At 61.8% G+C, this 14,943-nt stretch carries 16 protein-coding genes; 8 read left to right on the top strand and 8 right to left on the bottom strand.

The features are described 5' to 3' along the window. Nucleotides 1-392 precede the first annotated feature (392 nt). The 6 genes from AADW18_RS01900 to AADW18_RS01875 form a co-directional block, all read right to left on the bottom strand. A complete protein-coding gene (locus AADW18_RS01900) occupies nucleotides 393-731 on the bottom strand; it encodes a DUF190 domain-containing protein (RefSeq protein WP_337341648.1) in 339 nt (112 codons plus the stop codon). A 16-nt stretch (nucleotides 732-747) separates the two neighbouring features. Further along, a complete protein-coding gene (locus AADW18_RS01895) occupies nucleotides 748-1,134 on the bottom strand; it encodes a CrcB family protein (RefSeq protein WP_337341647.1) in 387 nt (128 codons plus the stop codon). 17 nt (nucleotides 1,135-1,151) lie between these two features. Next, nucleotides 1,152-1,535 carry a CrcB family protein gene (locus tag AADW18_RS01890; protein ID WP_337341646.1) on the bottom strand — a complete coding sequence of 128 codons (384 nt, stop codon included), beginning with the start codon at nucleotides 1,533-1,535 and terminating at the stop codon, nucleotides 1,152-1,154. Continuing rightward, entirely contained in the window at nucleotides 1,532-2,908 is a 1,377-nt protein-coding gene (locus tag AADW18_RS01885; protein WP_337341645.1) for a replication-associated recombination protein A, read from the bottom strand. Before AADW18_RS01885 ends, AADW18_RS01890 begins: the two co-directional genes overlap by 4 nt. Nucleotides 2,909-3,119: 211 nt before the next feature. Next, complete coding sequence (lolA, locus tag AADW18_RS01880) at nucleotides 3,120-3,743, bottom strand: outer membrane lipoprotein chaperone LolA (RefSeq protein ID WP_337341644.1); 624 nt, start codon at nucleotides 3,741-3,743, stop codon at nucleotides 3,120-3,122. A gap of 213 nt (nucleotides 3,744-3,956) precedes the next feature. Continuing rightward, on the bottom strand, nucleotides 3,957-6,320 hold the full coding sequence (locus AADW18_RS01875) for a DNA translocase FtsK 4TM domain-containing protein (RefSeq protein ID WP_337341643.1): 2,364 nt from the start codon (nucleotides 6,318-6,320) through the stop codon (nucleotides 3,957-3,959). A gap of 310 nt (nucleotides 6,321-6,630) precedes the next feature. On the opposite strand from AADW18_RS01875, the gene trxB reads away from it, so the two are divergent. The 6 genes from trxB (at nucleotide 6,631) to AADW18_RS01845 (ending at nucleotide 10,923) form a co-directional block, all read left to right on the top strand. Next, nucleotides 6,631-7,584 (top strand): thioredoxin-disulfide reductase, encoded by a 954-nt coding sequence (gene trxB / locus AADW18_RS01870; protein WP_337341642.1) that lies wholly within the window; start codon nucleotides 6,631-6,633, stop codon nucleotides 7,582-7,584. Continuing rightward, nucleotides 7,584-8,015 carry a GNAT family N-acetyltransferase gene (locus tag AADW18_RS01865; protein ID WP_337341641.1) on the top strand — a complete coding sequence of 144 codons (432 nt, stop codon included), beginning with the start codon at nucleotides 7,584-7,586 and terminating at the stop codon, nucleotides 8,013-8,015. The genes trxB and AADW18_RS01865 overlap by 1 nt, the downstream gene beginning before the upstream one ends. Nucleotide 8,016: 1 nt before the next feature. Continuing rightward, nucleotides 8,017-9,180 carry a GNAT family N-acetyltransferase gene (locus AADW18_RS01860; protein ID WP_337341640.1) on the top strand — a complete coding sequence of 388 codons (1,164 nt, stop codon included), beginning with the start codon at nucleotides 8,017-8,019 and terminating at the stop codon, nucleotides 9,178-9,180. A 126-nt stretch (nucleotides 9,181-9,306) separates the two neighbouring features. Beyond that, nucleotides 9,307-10,068 carry a leucyl/phenylalanyl-tRNA--protein transferase gene (gene aat / locus AADW18_RS01855; RefSeq protein WP_337341639.1) on the top strand — a complete coding sequence of 254 codons (762 nt, stop codon included), beginning with the start codon at nucleotides 9,307-9,309 and terminating at the stop codon, nucleotides 10,066-10,068. Nucleotides 10,069-10,153: 85 nt separating this feature from the next. Next, nucleotides 10,154-10,372, top strand: a complete 219-nt coding sequence (infA, locus tag AADW18_RS01850; protein WP_079726088.1) for a translation initiation factor IF-1 — start codon at nucleotides 10,154-10,156, stop codon at nucleotides 10,370-10,372. A 179-nt stretch (nucleotides 10,373-10,551) separates the two neighbouring features. Then, nucleotides 10,552-10,923, top strand: coding sequence for a hypothetical protein (locus AADW18_RS01845; RefSeq protein WP_337341638.1), 372 nt, complete (start codon nucleotides 10,552-10,554; stop codon nucleotides 10,921-10,923). Between the two features lie 111 nt (nucleotides 10,924-11,034). Here the strand turns inward: AADW18_RS01845 and clpA are convergent, their stop codons facing one another. Together clpA and clpS are read right to left on the bottom strand one after the other, a co-directional pair. Then, nucleotides 11,035-13,314, bottom strand: a complete 2,280-nt coding sequence (clpA, locus tag AADW18_RS01840) for an ATP-dependent Clp protease ATP-binding subunit ClpA (RefSeq protein WP_337341637.1) — start codon at nucleotides 13,312-13,314, stop codon at nucleotides 11,035-11,037. Nucleotides 13,315-13,493: 179 nt separating this feature from the next. Then, nucleotides 13,494-13,814, bottom strand: a complete 321-nt coding sequence (gene clpS / locus AADW18_RS01835) for an ATP-dependent Clp protease adapter ClpS (RefSeq protein WP_337341636.1) — start codon at nucleotides 13,812-13,814, stop codon at nucleotides 13,494-13,496. 79 nt (nucleotides 13,815-13,893) lie between these two features. Between clpS and AADW18_RS01830 the strand changes: the two genes are divergently transcribed. Continuing rightward, nucleotides 13,894-14,373 (top strand): hypothetical protein, encoded by a 480-nt coding sequence (locus tag AADW18_RS01830; protein ID WP_337341635.1) that lies wholly within the window; start codon nucleotides 13,894-13,896, stop codon nucleotides 14,371-14,373. Between the two features lie 16 nt (nucleotides 14,374-14,389). Beyond that, complete coding sequence (locus tag AADW18_RS01825) at nucleotides 14,390-14,866, top strand: NUDIX hydrolase (RefSeq protein WP_337341634.1); 477 nt, start codon at nucleotides 14,390-14,392, stop codon at nucleotides 14,864-14,866. Nucleotides 14,867-14,943 lie beyond the last annotated feature (77 nt).

The raw sequence follows: 14,943 nt of genomic DNA, 5'->3' as shown, positions 1-14,943 counted from the left end.
GGTTAGCTTTTGTAGGAGCGGCGTCCCGCCGCGAGCTTTTCCCACCAGATCGCAATAGAAGCGAAGAGCTCGCGCCGGGACGGCGCTCCTACCAAGTCATGAGGCTTCATCCCTGCAGAAGGGGCGGTTAGCTTTTGTAGGAGCGGCGTCCCGCCGCGAGCTCTTCCCATTGCCGCGCAACAAAGCCAAAGCCCGTCCGTTCCCCATTGCGACGCGCTGCGGCGCGCTCGTGATCACTGGCACCGAAGGGCTACCGGGGCGCGGAGCGGCGTCCCGCCGCGAGCTTTTCCCATCAGATCGCAATAGAAGCGAAGAGCTCGCGCCGAGACGGCGCTCCTACCAAGCTATGAAGCTTCGTCCCAGCAGAAGCGCTTTGCATTGAATCATTATCGCTACCGCGATGATCCGCTGTACTTCACCACGCGAACGTTTTCCAGCGTCACCAAGCCATCGCCGACCATCGTTTCCAGAATCGGCAAAAAGGCTTCGATCTTCTCTTCGGCATCGACGATCTCGATCACCATCGGCAGGTCCTCCGAAAGGCGCAGGATCTTGGCGGTATGCAGCCGGCTGGATTGGCCGAAACCCATCGGGCCGCGTAGCACCGTGGCGCCAGCCAACTGCGCCTCGCGCGCTTTCAGCACGATCGCCTCGTACAAGGGACGATGTTCATGGCGATCGCTTTCGCCAATGTGGATGCGAAGCAGTACCGCTTGTTCGGGCAGTGCCATAACACGCCTCCTGTCTCTACCGCGGCATTCGGTTCCAACGCGCGCCGGTGGCGTATCCCAGCCAGACACCCAACAGCCACGCCGGCATCGAGACCAGGATTATGCTCCCAGCCAACCGGTAATCACCGCGCACAGCGCTTGCCAGCACCTCCGCGGTGAACAACGAAAAAGTAGTGAAGCCGCCGCATATCCCGGTCATGACGAATTGGCGATGTGCCGCGGAAGCCATCAACCGGCCATCGACACCGGTGAGCGCGGCATAGAGTCCGATGATCATTGAACCGAACACGTTGATGCCCAGCGTCGACCAAGGGAATAACGCGGTGTCCGCAGTGTCGAACAGTTGCCCAGCACCCCAGCGCGCCATGGCGCCCAGAGCGCTACCTGACGCGACCCATACCATCAGGGGGACGCCGCGCCTCATAGGCGGACCAGCCACCAGCCCAGCGCGCCCGCAGCCACGCCCGTGACCACCGACAAACCCACATAAGCCACTGCCACGCGCACCTGCCCTTCTCGAGCGAGCGACAACGTCTGCAGGCTCAGCGACGACACCGTGGTGTAGCTGCCGATAACGCCGACACCCAACAGCAGCCACGCGCCATTCGAAGGAGCACCGCTAAAAATGGGCGATCCCATCAGCAACGCCAGTAGAAAAGCACCGCTGGCATTGACGACCAATGTTCCCCAAGGAAATGTTTCGCCAACGCGCTGTGCCACCCACCCCGAAATCGTATAGCGCAAGGCGCCGCCCAACGCACCTCCAGCCGCCACCAGCAGCCATTGCTGCCAGTCGGCGCTCATGCGTCCTTGGTGCCTTTGCGCGATCTTTGCAGCGCGTCGCGGCGGGCCTGCCGCAGCCGGGCGAGCTTTTCCTTCAGCTTGATCTCCATGCCCCGCTCCACCGGCTCGTAGTAGACGCGTTCGCCCATGGTTTCGGGAAATGCCGGCTGGTCTAGCGCGATACCGCCTTCCGCATCATGGTCGTACTGGTAACCGGTGCCGTACCCCAGTTCCTTCATCAGCTTGGTAGGCGCATTGCGCAAATGCATCGGGACTTCCTGCGTACCGTACTCGCGCACATCGCGTTTCGCAGCATTGAATGCCATGTAACCGGCATTGGATTTCGCGGTGCTGGCCAGATAGATCACCAACTGCGCCAGCGCGAGTTCACCTTCCGGACTGCCCAGGCGGTCGTAGGTTTCCCAGGCCTCGATCGCCATTTGCAGGGCGCGCGGATCGGCCAGGCCGACATCTTCCACCGCCATCCGGGTCATGCGCCGCGCCAGGTAGATGGGATCGCAGCCGCCGTCCAGCATGCGCGTCAGCCAGTACAGCGCTGCATCCGGATTGGAGCTGCGCACGGACTTATGCAACGCCGAAATCTGGTCATAGAACTGTTCGCCGCCCTTGTCGAAGCGGCGGGTGCGGTCGGCCAGTACTTGCACCAATGTCTGTTGCGTAATCTCGCCGCCCTCGCCCGTTGCCAGTTCCGCGGCGATTTCCAATAGGGTCAGCGCGCGTCGCACATCACCATCGGCGGCGCCGGAGATTTCCCGCAGTGCCTCGTCGGATACGCGCAGACCCAGACCACCCAGGCCGCGCTCTTCGTCCTGCAGCGCATGGCGCAACGCCTGCAGGATGTCGTCGGCCGAAACGGCCTCCATCACGTGCACGCGACAGCGCGACAACAGCGCCGAGTTGAGCTCGAACGAAGGGTTCTCGGTCGTTGCACCGACGAAGATGATCGTGCCGCGTTCGATATGCGGCAGGAAAGCATCTTGCTGCGCTTTGTTGAAGCGGTGCACTTCGTCCACGAACAACACCGTGCGGCGTCCGGTGGCGAAACGCTGAGCGGCTTCGGCCAGTACCTGGCGGACTTCCGGCAATCCCGATAGCACAGCGGAAATCGCCTTGAACTCGGCGTCGGCGTACTTGGCCAACAACAACGCGAGTGTGGTCTTGCCGCAACCTGGCGGCCCCCACAGGATCATCGAATGCACGTGCCCGGATTCGACCGCACGGCGCAACGCGGTACCCGGGGCCAGCAGACGGCGCTGGCCGACCATCTCATCCAGCGTGCGCGGGCGAATGCGCTCGGCCAACGGCCGCAGCGCATCGCGATCTACGCTCAGTAGATCGTCTGGTTCATTGAAAGGCGTCTTGGCTTTGGCCACGCGTCATTCTACCGCCGCGGCGAGATTTCGCAGAGGCTACGCGGAGCGGAGATCCTATGTTGGCCCCATCAACCCTTCCTAGCGCCAGCATCCGCACAGCTTCCTTGTGGGAGCGACATAAGTCGCGACGTTGATGTCTCCGGTCGCGACTTACGTCGCTCCCACAAGGGATTCATCCGCCTTCACAGAGTGGAACTTGCCAGGAATACGGTTACAGATCACCGACTACATCGACGCCTGCCGCGGGCGTGTACTTGAAGGTATTGGCAGCGAAGGACGGGTTGCGCTTCCAACCGCTGAAGCTGATATCGGTGCGCTGGCCGACGGCGTCCACGACTTCCATTCGAGCCAACGTCTGACCCTTGAAGCCCAGGCGGGCGGACTGGAAGCTGACATCGCCTTCGTCCTTGGGCGTCAGTTCCAGCCAGTCCAGCCCATCCTGCTCACCGGTTTCCTTGACGTTGAATTGCTGGTCCAACTTGCCCGGGTCGATCAATGCCGTCAGCGGGCTGTTCTGTTCTTCGGTGCCCTGCTCGCGCACGGTGGCCTGCTGCAGATCGGGGTCGTAGATCCAGACTTTCTTGCCGTCGGCGACTACCAGCTGCTCATAAGGTTTGTTGTATTCCCAACGGAACAGACGCGGCGCCGACAGCGCGACGCGGCCTGTGGTGCTTTCCTTGAGCTTGCCGCCACCGTCGTAGACCTTCTGGACGAACTGCGCGTCCAGGCCCTTGAGGCCCGTGGTGAAAACCTTGAGGTCGTCGCGGGCGCCAGCGAATGCGGTGCTGGCAAACAATGCGGTAGCAAGAACGGCGTAGCGGGCGGTGCGAATCATGCAGGCAATCCGTAATAAGCAGATGGTGTGAGTTTGGCGGGCAAAAACTGAATGGGAGTGGAGGAAAGGCAGATGTGGGGGCGGTGTTCAGCGGGGCGTGAGGCCTGGATTGCTCTTGTAGGAGCGCCGTCCCGGCGCGAGCTCTTCGGGTCAGACGGCATTGAAGCGAAGAGCTCGCGCCGAGACGGCGCTCCTACGACGAGGCAAAGCCGGTCAATTTCTAGGCGGCGGTGGCGCCAGCACCTGCCGGTCGCCATTGTGTTCGGGCGGTGTGACCACGCCGGCGGCTTCCATCGCTTCGATCAAACGCGCCGCGCGGTTGTAGCCGATCTTCAAGCGCCGTTGCACCCCGGAAATCGAGGCGCGCCGGCTTTCGGTAACAATGCGGACCGCTTCGTCGTACAGCGGATCGGATTCGTCTCCCCCGCCACCGCTGGTTTCCGGCAGACCAGTGGGGCCTACCACCACGCCATCGCCCATGGTCTGGATTTCCTCCAGCACGCCTTCGATGTAATCCGCGGTGCCGGTGGCCTTCAGGTGTTCCACCACGCGGTGCACTTCTTCGTCGCTGACGAAGGCGCCATGGATGCGCTCCGGCATTGCCGTGCCCGGCGGCAGATACAGCATGTCGCCCATGCCCAGCAGCGTCTCCGCGCCCGATTGGTCCAGGATGGTGCGCGAGTCGATCTTGCTCGATACCTGGAACGCGATGCGTGTTGGGATGTTCGCCTTGATCAGGCCGGTGATCACGTCCACCGACGGACGCTGGGTCGCCAGGATCAGGTGCATGCCGGCAGCGCGCGACTTCTGCGCCAATCGTGCGATCAGCTCCTCCACCTTCTTGCCGACGATCATCATCATGTCGGCGAATTCGTCGATGAAGATGACGATGAACGGCAACGGTTCCAGCGGACGCGGCGCTTCCGCCAGATCGGGATTGGGTTTGAACAACGGATCCATCAATGGCTGGCCGGCGTCCTGCGCGTCCTTCACCTTCTTGTTGAAACCACCCAGGTTGCGCACACCCACCGCGCTCATCAGCTTGTAGCGGCGCTCCATTTCCGCCACGCACCAGCGCAGGCCGTTGGCAGCTTCCTTCATGTCGGTGACGACCGGCGCCAGCAAATGCGGGATGCCCTGATAGACCGACAGTTCCAGCATCTTCGGGTCGATCATCAGGATGCGCACATCCTTGGCGCTGGCCTTGTACAACAGACTCAGCACCATTGCGTTCACCGCGACGGACTTACCAGAACCCGTCGTACCGGCGACCAACAGGTGCGGCATGCGCGCCAGGTCGGCAACGGTGGGACGCCCGGCAATGTCCTTGCCCAAGGCGATGGTCAGCGGGCTGGGCGACTTGTCGTATTCCTTGGAACGCAGCAGTTCGCTGAGATAGATCATCTCGCGGCTGGTGTTGGGAATTTCCAGACCGATCACCGACTTGCCGGGAATCACGTCGACCACGCGTACCGATTTAACGCTCAGGCCGCGCGCGATGTCCTTGTCCAGCGAATTGACCTGGCTGACCTTGACCCCGGGTGCCGGCTCCATCTCGAAGCGGGTAATGACCGGGCCCGGATACGCGCCGACCACCTGCACATCGATGCGGAAGTCCTTGAGCTTGAATTCGATCTGCCGCGACAGTGTCTCCAGGGTTTCTTCCGAATAACCCTTGGTCTGCGGCTTCGGATCGTCCAGCAGCGACAGCGGCGGAATGCCGGAATCGTCGCCGCCTGTGCCGTGGAAAAGTGGAATCTGCTGCTCGCGCTTGGCGCGATCACTTTTCTCGACAATCGGTGCCGCGGGCGGTTCGATATGGACGGGCTCGCGCTTGGCGCGCGCCACTGCTTCGACCTTGCGGACGGTTTCCCGTTCTTCGCGCAGCACCCGCGTCTGCTGCCATTCGCTGGCCTGCTGGCTACCGCGCCGGAACAGCGCCGGCAGCGCCATTGTCCATTGGCCGATGCGCTCCATCACCGCGAACCACGACAAGCCTGTCGCCAGCGTCACCGACACCAGGAACAGCGCCAGCAGGAACAGATTGCCGCCCAACCCACCGAAACCACTCAGCAGCGACTTGCCGACGAGCGTCCCCAATATCCCACCGGGTCCAGCGGAGAAGTACGCCGCGGACATGCCACGCAAATACAACAAGCCGGTCGCGGAAATCAGGAAACCCACCATGCCTACCAGACGCAGCGCCGGGCCCAGATCGGCATCGCCGTCGCCATCGGTGTCCATGCCGAACAATGCGATCCAGGCGACAGCGCCCAGCACTACGGGCAATAGGAAAGCCACATAGCCGAACAGGTAAAGCAGGATGTCCGCCAGATAAGCGCCAACGCGACCACCCCAGTTCTGGATAGGCGCGGTCAGGCTGCCGGCTTGCGACCAGCCCGGATCTTGCGGTGAAAACGAGAACAGGCTGGCCAATAGATACAACAGCAGAGGTGCGATGGCGATAAGTGCCAGATCTCGCCACAACCGTTGACGACGCGGATTCACGGCCGACTGCTTGCGTGCCGCTGCGTTCGCGCCCTTGGACTTGCCGCTTTCCGGAAGCTGCTTTGCCACCTTCGACCAGACCTTAGAAATATGCCATTAGTAGTTGATAATAAACGAATCGAAGACGAATTTCAGTGACTATCTGCGACGGCTGCCATGATGCGGTCACTTTGGCTTTCCACAGAAAAAACGCCGCAACCGCGGCGCCGCTTTCCAACTGGTTTCGTCATGTCATGCATCAACAGCATTCCATCAGCAAGTCTTGATTCAACGTGACCGCGGCACCACTCTATGGCGTCTGCGATGACGATGGAACGATGTGGTCGCGGAGTAGTTTCTGCACGATCCCAGCACGATTCCTATCTTCCCGCGAGTATACATGAGCACTTCGAAGCACTGCCGCCTGTTGATTCTGGGCTCCGGCCCGGCCGGTTGGACCGCCGCCGTCTACGCCGCCCGCGCCAATCTGAAGCCCGTCGTGATCACCGGTCTGCAGCAGGGTGGACAGCTGATGACCACCACCGAAGTGGACAACTGGCCCGGCGATGCCCACGGACTGATGGGTCCGGACCTGATGACGCGCATGCAAGCGCATGCCGAGCGCTTCGAAACCGAAGTCATCTTCGACCATATCCATACCGCCGACCTCTCGCAGCGGCCGTTCAAGCTGATCGGCGACAACGGCGAATACACCGCCGACGCGCTAGTCATCGCCACCGGCGCCACCGCCAAGTATCTCGGCCTGCCGTCTGAAGAGGCGTTCAAGGGCCGCGGCGTTTCCGCCTGCGCCACTTGCGATGGGTTCTTCTATCGTGACCAGGACGTGGCGGTGATCGGTGGCGGCAATACCGCCGTCGAAGAAGCGCTGTACCTGGCCAATATCGCCCGCAAGGTCTACCTGGTGCACCGCCGCGACACGTTGCGCGCGGAAAAGATCATGCAGGACAAGCTGTTCGCGAAGATCCAGGCCGGCAAGATCGAACCCATCTGGCACCACACCGTGGACGAAGTGCTGGGCGATGAAGCCGGCGTCACCGGTATCCGGGTCAAGTCGATGCAGGATGGCAGCACTCGCGACGTGCCGGTGCATGGTTTCTTCGTGGCGATCGGCCACACCCCCAACACCAGCCTGTTTGAAGGCCAGTTGGCGATGAACAACGGCTACCTGACCATCAAGTCCGGCCTGGACGGCGGCGCCACCAGCACCTCGGTTCCGGGGGTGTTCGCGGCCGGCGACGTGGCCGACCAGCATTACCGCCAGGCCATCACCTCGGCCGGTTTCGGCTGCATGGCCGCGCTGGACGCCGAGCGCTTCCTCGACAAGGACGCCTGATGTTGCGGATCAGCGCCGATCCCACCGAGCTGGATATCGCACTGGTCCACGACTTTCTTTCCCGTCACAGCTACTGGGCGGCGGGGATTCCCAGGGAAACCTTGGAACGAGCGCTGGCCAACTCGGTCTGTTTCGGTGGCTACATCGAGGGCCGGCAAGTGGCGTTCGCGCGTGCGGTCACGGATCAAGCCACGTTCGCCTACCTGGCGGATGTGTTCGTCATACCTGAGCAGCGCGGCCACGGATACGGGCGCGCCATCGTCGAAGCGGTTCTGAAAGACACCCGTTTGCAAGGACTCCGACGCTGGCATCTGGTCACTCTCGATATGCAGCCGCTGTACCGCCAGCTCGGTTTTACCGAACTGGAACACGTTGAGCGGCACATGCAGAAGCATGATCCCGACGTATACCGCCGGGGCGCCGGCGGTTGACATGCCGGTCCGCCGAATAAGCCCCACGCTTTCGGCCATCGCGCCAGCACAGTGGGATGCCCTGCATGACGGCCGCAATCCTTTTGTCAGCCACGCCTTCCTGAGCGGGCTGGAGCAACATGGCTGCCTGCGGGAGGAATGGGGCTGGACGCCGCGTCATCTGACGTTGTGGGAAGGCGAAGAACTGGTGGGCGCCGCGCCGGGCTACCTGAAGACCAATTCGCATGGCGAGTTCGTCTTCGACCACGCTTGGGCGCACGCCTATGCGCAGTACGGGCGGGAGTACTTCCCGAAATGGTTGTGCGCGGTGCCCTATTCGCCCGTGACCGGTCCTCGCTTGCTCGCACCTGGCGAGGCGGTTCGCCGGCTTCTGGTCGACGCTATTGTCGAAGAGACGCGCCAGATGAATGTGTCCTCGGCGCATGTGAATTTTCATACCGGAACGGAACAGGCCGCCTTCGGCGAAGACTGGCTGGCGCGCTGCGATGTGCAATACCACTGGCGCAACCCAGGCGGCTGGCAAAGCTTCGATGATTTCCTCTCCGCGTTCGACCACAAGCATCGCAAGAACATCCGCCAGGAACGCGGCAAAGTGCAACGTGCCGGCGTGAGCTTTCGCGTCGTCCACGGAGACGAGGCCAGCGAAGCGGATTTGGCCGCCGGTTTCGGCTTCTACCTGCGAACCTTCCGCGACTACGGCAACTCGCCGGCATTGACCCTGGATTTTCTGCAACATCTGGCGCACACCATGCCGCGTGCACTGGTGATATTTCTGGCCGAACAGGAAGGCCGCCCTATCGCGGGAGCGCTGTGCCTGCGCGGCGGCGATACGTTGTATGGCCGCTACTGGGGGGCGGATGAGGCCCTGCCCGGACTGCACTTCGAAACCTGTTACTACCAGGGCATCGACTACTGCCTACGCGAAGGACTGACTGTCTTCGAGCCCGGCGCACAGGGCGAACATAAGCTTGCTCGCGGCTTCCTGCCTGCGTTTGTGCATAGCCGACACTGGATCGCCGACCCGGACTTCGCCGAAGCGCTAGGCCGCTGGTGCGCCGAGGAAACCCGTTCCATCCAGCGCTACGCCGCCACGTTGGCGGCGCATTCGCCGTTTAAGGGCGATCACGGTAAAAATTCGCACCATGGCAATGGATATTCCTCATAAGAGCGGCTTCCTGTAGGAGCGCCGTCTCGGCGCGAGCTCTCACTATCAGGTCGCGATAGAAGCAAAAGAGCTTGCGCCAAGACAGCGCACCTACACGGGCTCAGAGGGTTTGGATACGCTGGCGAGATGAGCCAACGCCCTTTCCTGCTTTCGCCAGATCCGAATGCGCCATTCCCTGCGGCGGAATTGGCCCTGCGGCAACCTGATGGCCTGTTGGCGGTCGGCGGCGACCTCTCGCCTACCCGTCTGCTTAACGCCTATCGCCACGGCATCTTCCCTTGGTTCTCCGCGGGCCAGCCGATCCTGTGGTGGTCACCGGATCCCCGCATGGTCTTCCGGACGGAGGGAGTCAAGCTCTCATCACGGTTCCGTCGCGAGTTGCGTCGGTCGCGGTGGTGGATGGCCGCCGACACCGACTTCGATCAAGTGATCCGCGCCTGCGCGTTGTCGCCGCGCGCCGGCCAGAACGGCACCTGGATCACCGAGGAGATGCAGGCCGCTTATCTTGAACTCCATAGGCTGGGCCACGCGCATTCAATTGAAGTCTTTGAGGAAGACGATTCCGGAGCGAGGCAATTGGTCGGCGGCATCTACGGCGTGGCGATCGGCCGCATGTTCTTCGGCGAGAGCATGTTCAGCGCAGTCTCCGGAGGTTCCAAGGTCGCGTTGGCGGCGCTGGCTTACCGGTTGCGTGAATGGGACTGGCCGCTGATCGACGCCCAGGTCGAAAATGACCATCTGATGTCGTTGGGAGCGGAACATTGGCCGCGGGCCAGATTTCTTCAGCAGGTCGCGGAACAGGTGGTGCAGGAAGACAGCCCCGGCCACTGGACGGAGCGATTCGGCCGGATGCCGGCATCATTGCTCTCAACAGCTCATAAAAATTAACGGTATTTTTGCAGCCGTGTGCTGACGGGCGTACAATACCCGGCTTTATGGCCCCGGCCATCCCCGCTGCACACATTAGGCATACATGTCGAAAGACGACTCCATTGAATTCGAAGGCACCGTCACCGAGACGCTGCCCAACACCATGTTCCGGGTCAAACTGGAGAACGGGCACGAGATCATCGCCCACATCTCCGGTCGCATGCGCAAGAACTACATCCGCATCCTGACCGGCGACAAGGTAAAGGTCGAAATGACTCCCTACGACCTGACCAAGGGTCGCATCACTTACCGCATGAAATAATGCTGATAAGTGTTTGATTAGAAAGCGGCCTATGGCCGCTTTCTGCGTTTCCAAGAAGTCTCGGCGGAAGCATGACCTTGGGCACTCTGCCTGTGGTCACTGTCACTTCAGGCAGATTCGGCCGTGCGGCAGCCCTCGTAGGCTGGGCCTGCCAATCCTGGCTGTAGCTTTGAAACCCCATGAAGACATATTTTCACATCGCGACAGCGCTGATGTTGAGCGCCTGCGCTTTCTCGTCGCAGGCCGCTGAGCAAGGCACCCCCCTCATCGATTGCGTCAGCCTGGGTGGTCAACAGGAAATCGTCCGCGCGGGTGGCGGCAACCGCTTCTTCCTAAAAGATGGCGACAGCCACTATGGCGTTGCATTCCGCCACAGCTGCGACTCCATGTCGACCACGTCCAAGGTAGAGATTTCCACCGCTGGCGAGGTCAACCGCCTCTGCTCGCAAGACACCAGGGTCAAGACTGACCGGGACATTTGCGAGGTCAGTGAGATCCAGCAAATCAGCGCGGACGAGTACGCTCGACGCAAGAAGCGCGCGCGACTCTAAAGACCGCATACAGCCTCCAGGCGCATCAATCGGCCGCGGCGGCAGTGTCAGTAGACAGGCGTAAAAAAGGCGGCCATGGCCGCCTTTTCTACCTATGCCTCTTCCAGCTAGCTAGACCGTAGCGGGCAGCAGCCGTTCCGGTTCGGCTTGCGAATCGACCACCAGTTCGCCGTCGCGGACGTCGATGCTCACGCGGCCACCGTCGATCAGCTTGCCGAACAACAGTTCGTCGGCGAGCGGACGCTTCACCTTGTCCTGGATCAGTCGCGCCATCGGGCGTGCGCCCATCAGCGGATCGAAACCGTGCTGGGCCAGCCAGTCGCGTGCGGCCGGGGTGGCCGACAGACTGACGTGCTTTTCTTGCAGCAACATTTCCAGTTCAATCAAGAACTTGTCGACCACTCTTAGAATGTGGTCGAAGCCCAGGCCCTGGAACTGCACCACGGCATCCAAGCGATTGCGGAATTCCGGAGTGAAGCTGCGGCGGATGACTTCCATCGCATCGGTGGAATGATCCTGGCGGGTGAAACCGATCGTCCGCCGCGATGCCTGGGTGGCACCGGCATTCGTGGTCATCACCAGAATGACGTTCTTGAAGTTGGCTTCCCGGCCGTTGGTGTCGGTCAGCACGCCCCGGTCCATGACCTGCAACAGGATGTTGAAGATATCCGGATGTGCCTTCTCCACTTCGTCCAGCAGCAGCACGCAGTGCGGCGTCTTGACGATCTTTTCGGTCAGCAGGCCGCCCTGGTCGAAACCGACATAGCCCGGAGGTGCGCCGATCAGCCGGCTGACCGAATGCGGCTCCATGTACTCGGACATGTCGAAGCGGACCAGCTCGATGCCCAGCTGCAGCGCGAGCTGCTTGGTCACCTCGGTCTTGCCCACGCCAGTCGGACCGGCAAAGAGGAAGTTACCAATGGGCTTGTCCGGATTGCCCAGCCCCGAGCGCGCCAGCTTGATGGAGGCCGCCAGCATCTCGATAGCTGGATCCTGGCCGAAGATCACCATCTTCAGGTTGCGCTCCAGGTGCTGCAACACGTCCTTGTCGGACGAGGACACCTGCTTGGCGGGGATCCTGGCCATCTTGGCCACGATGGTTTCAATTTCCTCGACGTCGATCAGTTCCTTGCGCACATCCAGCGGCAGCAAGCGCTGGCGGGCGCCGGCTTCGTCGATCACGTCGATGGCCTTGTCCGGCAACAACCGGTCGCCGATGTGCTTGACCGACAGGTCCACCGCCGCTTGCAGCGCGTCGTCGGCATAGGTGACGCCGTGGTGCGCTTCGTACTTCGGCTTCAGTCCCTGCAGGATCTCGAACGTCTCGCCAACAGTCGGCTCGACGATGTCGATCTTCTGGAAACGGCGGGCCAGCGCGCGGTCTTTTTCGAAGATGCCGCGGTATTCCTGGAAAGTCGTGGAACCGATGCAGCGCAACTCGCCCGAAGCCAGCGCCGGCTTAATCAGGTTGCTGGCATCCATGGTGCCGCCGCTGGCCGAACCTGCACCAATGATGGTGTGGATCTCATCGATGAACAGGATGGCGCCCGGCAGCTTCTTGATGGACGACAGCACGCCCTTCAGGCGCTTTTCGAAATCGCCGCGGTACTTGGTGCCCGCGACCAGCGCACCCAGGTCCAGCGAGTAGATGGTGGCGTCCAGCAATACGTCCGGCACCTCGCCATCGACGATGCGCTTGGCGAGGCCTTCGGCCAGGGCGGTCTTGCCCACGCCGGCCTCGCCTACATAAAGCGGGTTGTTCTTGCGGCGGCGGCATAGCACCTGGATGGTGCGCTCGATCTCGTCGGCACGCCCTACCAGTGGATCGATCTTGCCGTGACGGGCCAAATCATTGAGGTTGCTGGCAAATTCCGCCAGCGCATCGCCCTTGGCATCGCTTTCCCCGCCCTCTGCTTTGCTTTCGCCGTCGGGCTGGCCTGGCGCCTCATTGTCATCGCCTTGCTTGGCGATGCCGTGCGACAGGTAGTTGACGATGTCCAGGCGGGTGACGTCCTGCTGGGTCAGGAAATAGACGGCGTGCGAATCCTTTTCGCCGAACACGGCGACCAGGACGTTGGCACCGGTCACTTCCTTCTTTCCGGACGACTGTACGTGGTAGACAGCGCGCTGCAGAACGCGCTGGAAGCCCAGTGTAGGCTGGGTGTCGCGGCCGTCGTCTTCGGCCAGCCGGGAGACCGAGGCCTCGATGGCCTGTTCCAGGTCTTCGCGCAGGCGCGCCGAATCCGCGCCCGTGGCTTTCAGGACCGCTTGGGCGGATGGGTTTTCCAACAGTGCGAGCAGCAGGTGCTCAACGGTCATGAACTCGTGACGCGCCTCGCGGGCACGCTTGTAGCACTGGCCGATGGTTTGCTCGAGGTCTTTACTGAACATGATTGCCTCCGGGGCCGATGCCAACAATATGCGGCCTGGCGGGTGGATTTCCATCATTCTGACGGATTGCAGTGTTCAGGATACGTTGCCTTGCGAAGGGCGCGGATGCCCACACACTTTAAACCTATTCAGTCCTGCTGCGCTTGGCTCGCGACGGACCATGAGCAGGTTCTGCAGGCTCAGGATTTCTCCATCGTGCACAACAGCGGATGCTGGTTCATCCGCGAAAACTCGTTGACCTGGGCGACCTTGGATTCGGCCACTTCCCGAGTGTACACGCCGCAGACGCCACGGCCGCGCGTGTGCACATGAAGCATGACCTGGGTCGCCTTCTCCAGGTCCATGGAGAAGAACTGCTGCAGCACCAGGACCACGAAATCCATGGGTGTGTAGTCGTCGTTCAACAGCAGCACCTGATAGAGCGGCGGCGGCGCCACTTCGGGCTTGCCGGTCTCTACCATTACGCCGTAGTCGCGTTCGTTTTCGTTCTTGCGGGGCATCCCGCAATTATACGGATTGGACGGCTCGTGCGGCTTGCACGCACAATTCACTATCGCCGACATGAAGGATTCCATCTGTATGAGCCGCACTCTCTTGATCGCACTGGTCCTGCTCCTGGCGGCCGGACCACTGCACGCGGCGGACGCGGACCCTGCGATCGCGAAGCAACTGAAGGATCTGGAGTACGAATACGAGGTGGACGAAGATGGCGACTACAAATTATTGATGTCCGTCGGTGATACCGGGCGTAGCCAGATCGTGTTCATCCGTTCCGCGGTGGAGGCCTACGGCAAGCAACGGATCCGGGAAATATGGTCCTATGCCTACAAGGCGCCCGGCGACGCGCTGCCCTCAGTGGTCGCCAATCGGCTGCTGGATGCTTCGAATTCGCTGATATTGGGCGGTTGGGTGAAGCAAAGCGGCGCCGCCGTGTATGTAGCAAAGATTTCCGCCAGCGCGGATCTGGAAGAATTGAACGATGCCGTCGCCGCAGCCGCGAGTACCGCGGACGAGATGGAGCTCGAACTGACGGCCGACCCGGCCTCTGACGACTATTGAACAAGGCGAAAAGCACATGAGCTATCGCGAAGGCCGTTTCTGGCAGCCGGATGTGACCGTGGCCACCGTGGTGGTCCGCGATGGGCGGCTGTTGATGGTCGAGGAACGCGCCGGCGGCCGCTTGGTGTTCAACCAGCCTGCTGGGCATCTGGAGCCGGATGAAAGCCTGCAGGAAGCCGCGTTGCGTGAAACCCGCGAGGAAACCGGCTGGGAGGTTCACCTGACCGGTTTCGTTGGTGCTTATCAATGGACAGCCACGAACGACGACGGAAGCCCCGGCCGCCATTACCTGCGATTCGCATTCGCCGCTGAACCGGTCCGCCATGATCCGGATCAACCGCTGGACGACGGCATCGTGCAGGCCGTGTGGCTGACGCCAGCGGAACTGCAGCAGCAGGCGGCGCGCCATCGTAGTCCGCTGGTCTGGCAGGCGGTGCAGGACTATCTGGCGGGCCGTCGTTCGCCGCTGTCGATGCTGCAGCAGATCGCATGAACACGTTTTCCCCAGTGACGCTCGCCCCGTCCCCACATCTCCCGCGCGCGGGAGATGTGAGTTCGTGCCAGGCACCG

Source organism: Pseudoxanthomonas sp. CCNWLY206-1 (assembly GCF_039710385.1).
In the GTDB taxonomy this organism is placed as follows: domain Bacteria; phylum Pseudomonadota; class Gammaproteobacteria; order Xanthomonadales; family Xanthomonadaceae; genus Pseudoxanthomonas_A.
This window is presented reverse-complemented; position numbering and strand designations above follow the sequence as displayed.

Excerpts from the sequence above, each read along its gene's own strand:
- AADW18_RS01900 (WP_337341648.1), bottom strand. The coding sequence starts at position 731 with ATGGCACTGCCCGAACAAGCGGTACTGCTTCGCATCCACATTGGCGAA.
- AADW18_RS01895 (WP_337341647.1), bottom strand. The coding sequence starts at position 1,134 with ATGGTATGGGTCGCGTCAGGTAGCGCTCTGGGCGCCATGGCGCGCTGG.
- AADW18_RS01890 (WP_337341646.1), bottom strand. The coding sequence starts at position 1,535 with ATGAGCGCCGACTGGCAGCAATGGCTGCTGGTGGCGGCTGGAGGTGCG.
- lolA (WP_337341644.1), bottom strand. The coding sequence starts at position 3,743 with ATGATTCGCACCGCCCGCTACGCCGTTCTTGCTACCGCATTGTTTGCC.
- trxB (WP_337341642.1), top strand. The coding sequence starts at position 6,631 with ATGAGCACTTCGAAGCACTGCCGCCTGTTGATTCTGGGCTCCGGCCCG.
- AADW18_RS01865 (WP_337341641.1), top strand. The coding sequence starts at position 7,584 with ATGTTGCGGATCAGCGCCGATCCCACCGAGCTGGATATCGCACTGGTC.
- AADW18_RS01860 (WP_337341640.1), top strand. The coding sequence starts at position 8,017 with ATGCCGGTCCGCCGAATAAGCCCCACGCTTTCGGCCATCGCGCCAGCA.
- aat (WP_337341639.1), top strand. The coding sequence starts at position 9,307 with ATGAGCCAACGCCCTTTCCTGCTTTCGCCAGATCCGAATGCGCCATTC.
- infA (WP_079726088.1), top strand. The coding sequence starts at position 10,154 with ATGTCGAAAGACGACTCCATTGAATTCGAAGGCACCGTCACCGAGACG.
- AADW18_RS01845 (WP_337341638.1), top strand. The coding sequence starts at position 10,552 with ATGAAGACATATTTTCACATCGCGACAGCGCTGATGTTGAGCGCCTGC.
- clpA (WP_337341637.1), bottom strand. The coding sequence starts at position 13,314 with ATGTTCAGTAAAGACCTCGAGCAAACCATCGGCCAGTGCTACAAGCGT.
- clpS (WP_337341636.1), bottom strand. The coding sequence starts at position 13,814 with ATGCCCCGCAAGAACGAAAACGAACGCGACTACGGCGTAATGGTAGAG.
- AADW18_RS01830 (WP_337341635.1), top strand. The coding sequence starts at position 13,894 with ATGAGCCGCACTCTCTTGATCGCACTGGTCCTGCTCCTGGCGGCCGGA.
- AADW18_RS01825 (WP_337341634.1), top strand. The coding sequence starts at position 14,390 with ATGAGCTATCGCGAAGGCCGTTTCTGGCAGCCGGATGTGACCGTGGCC.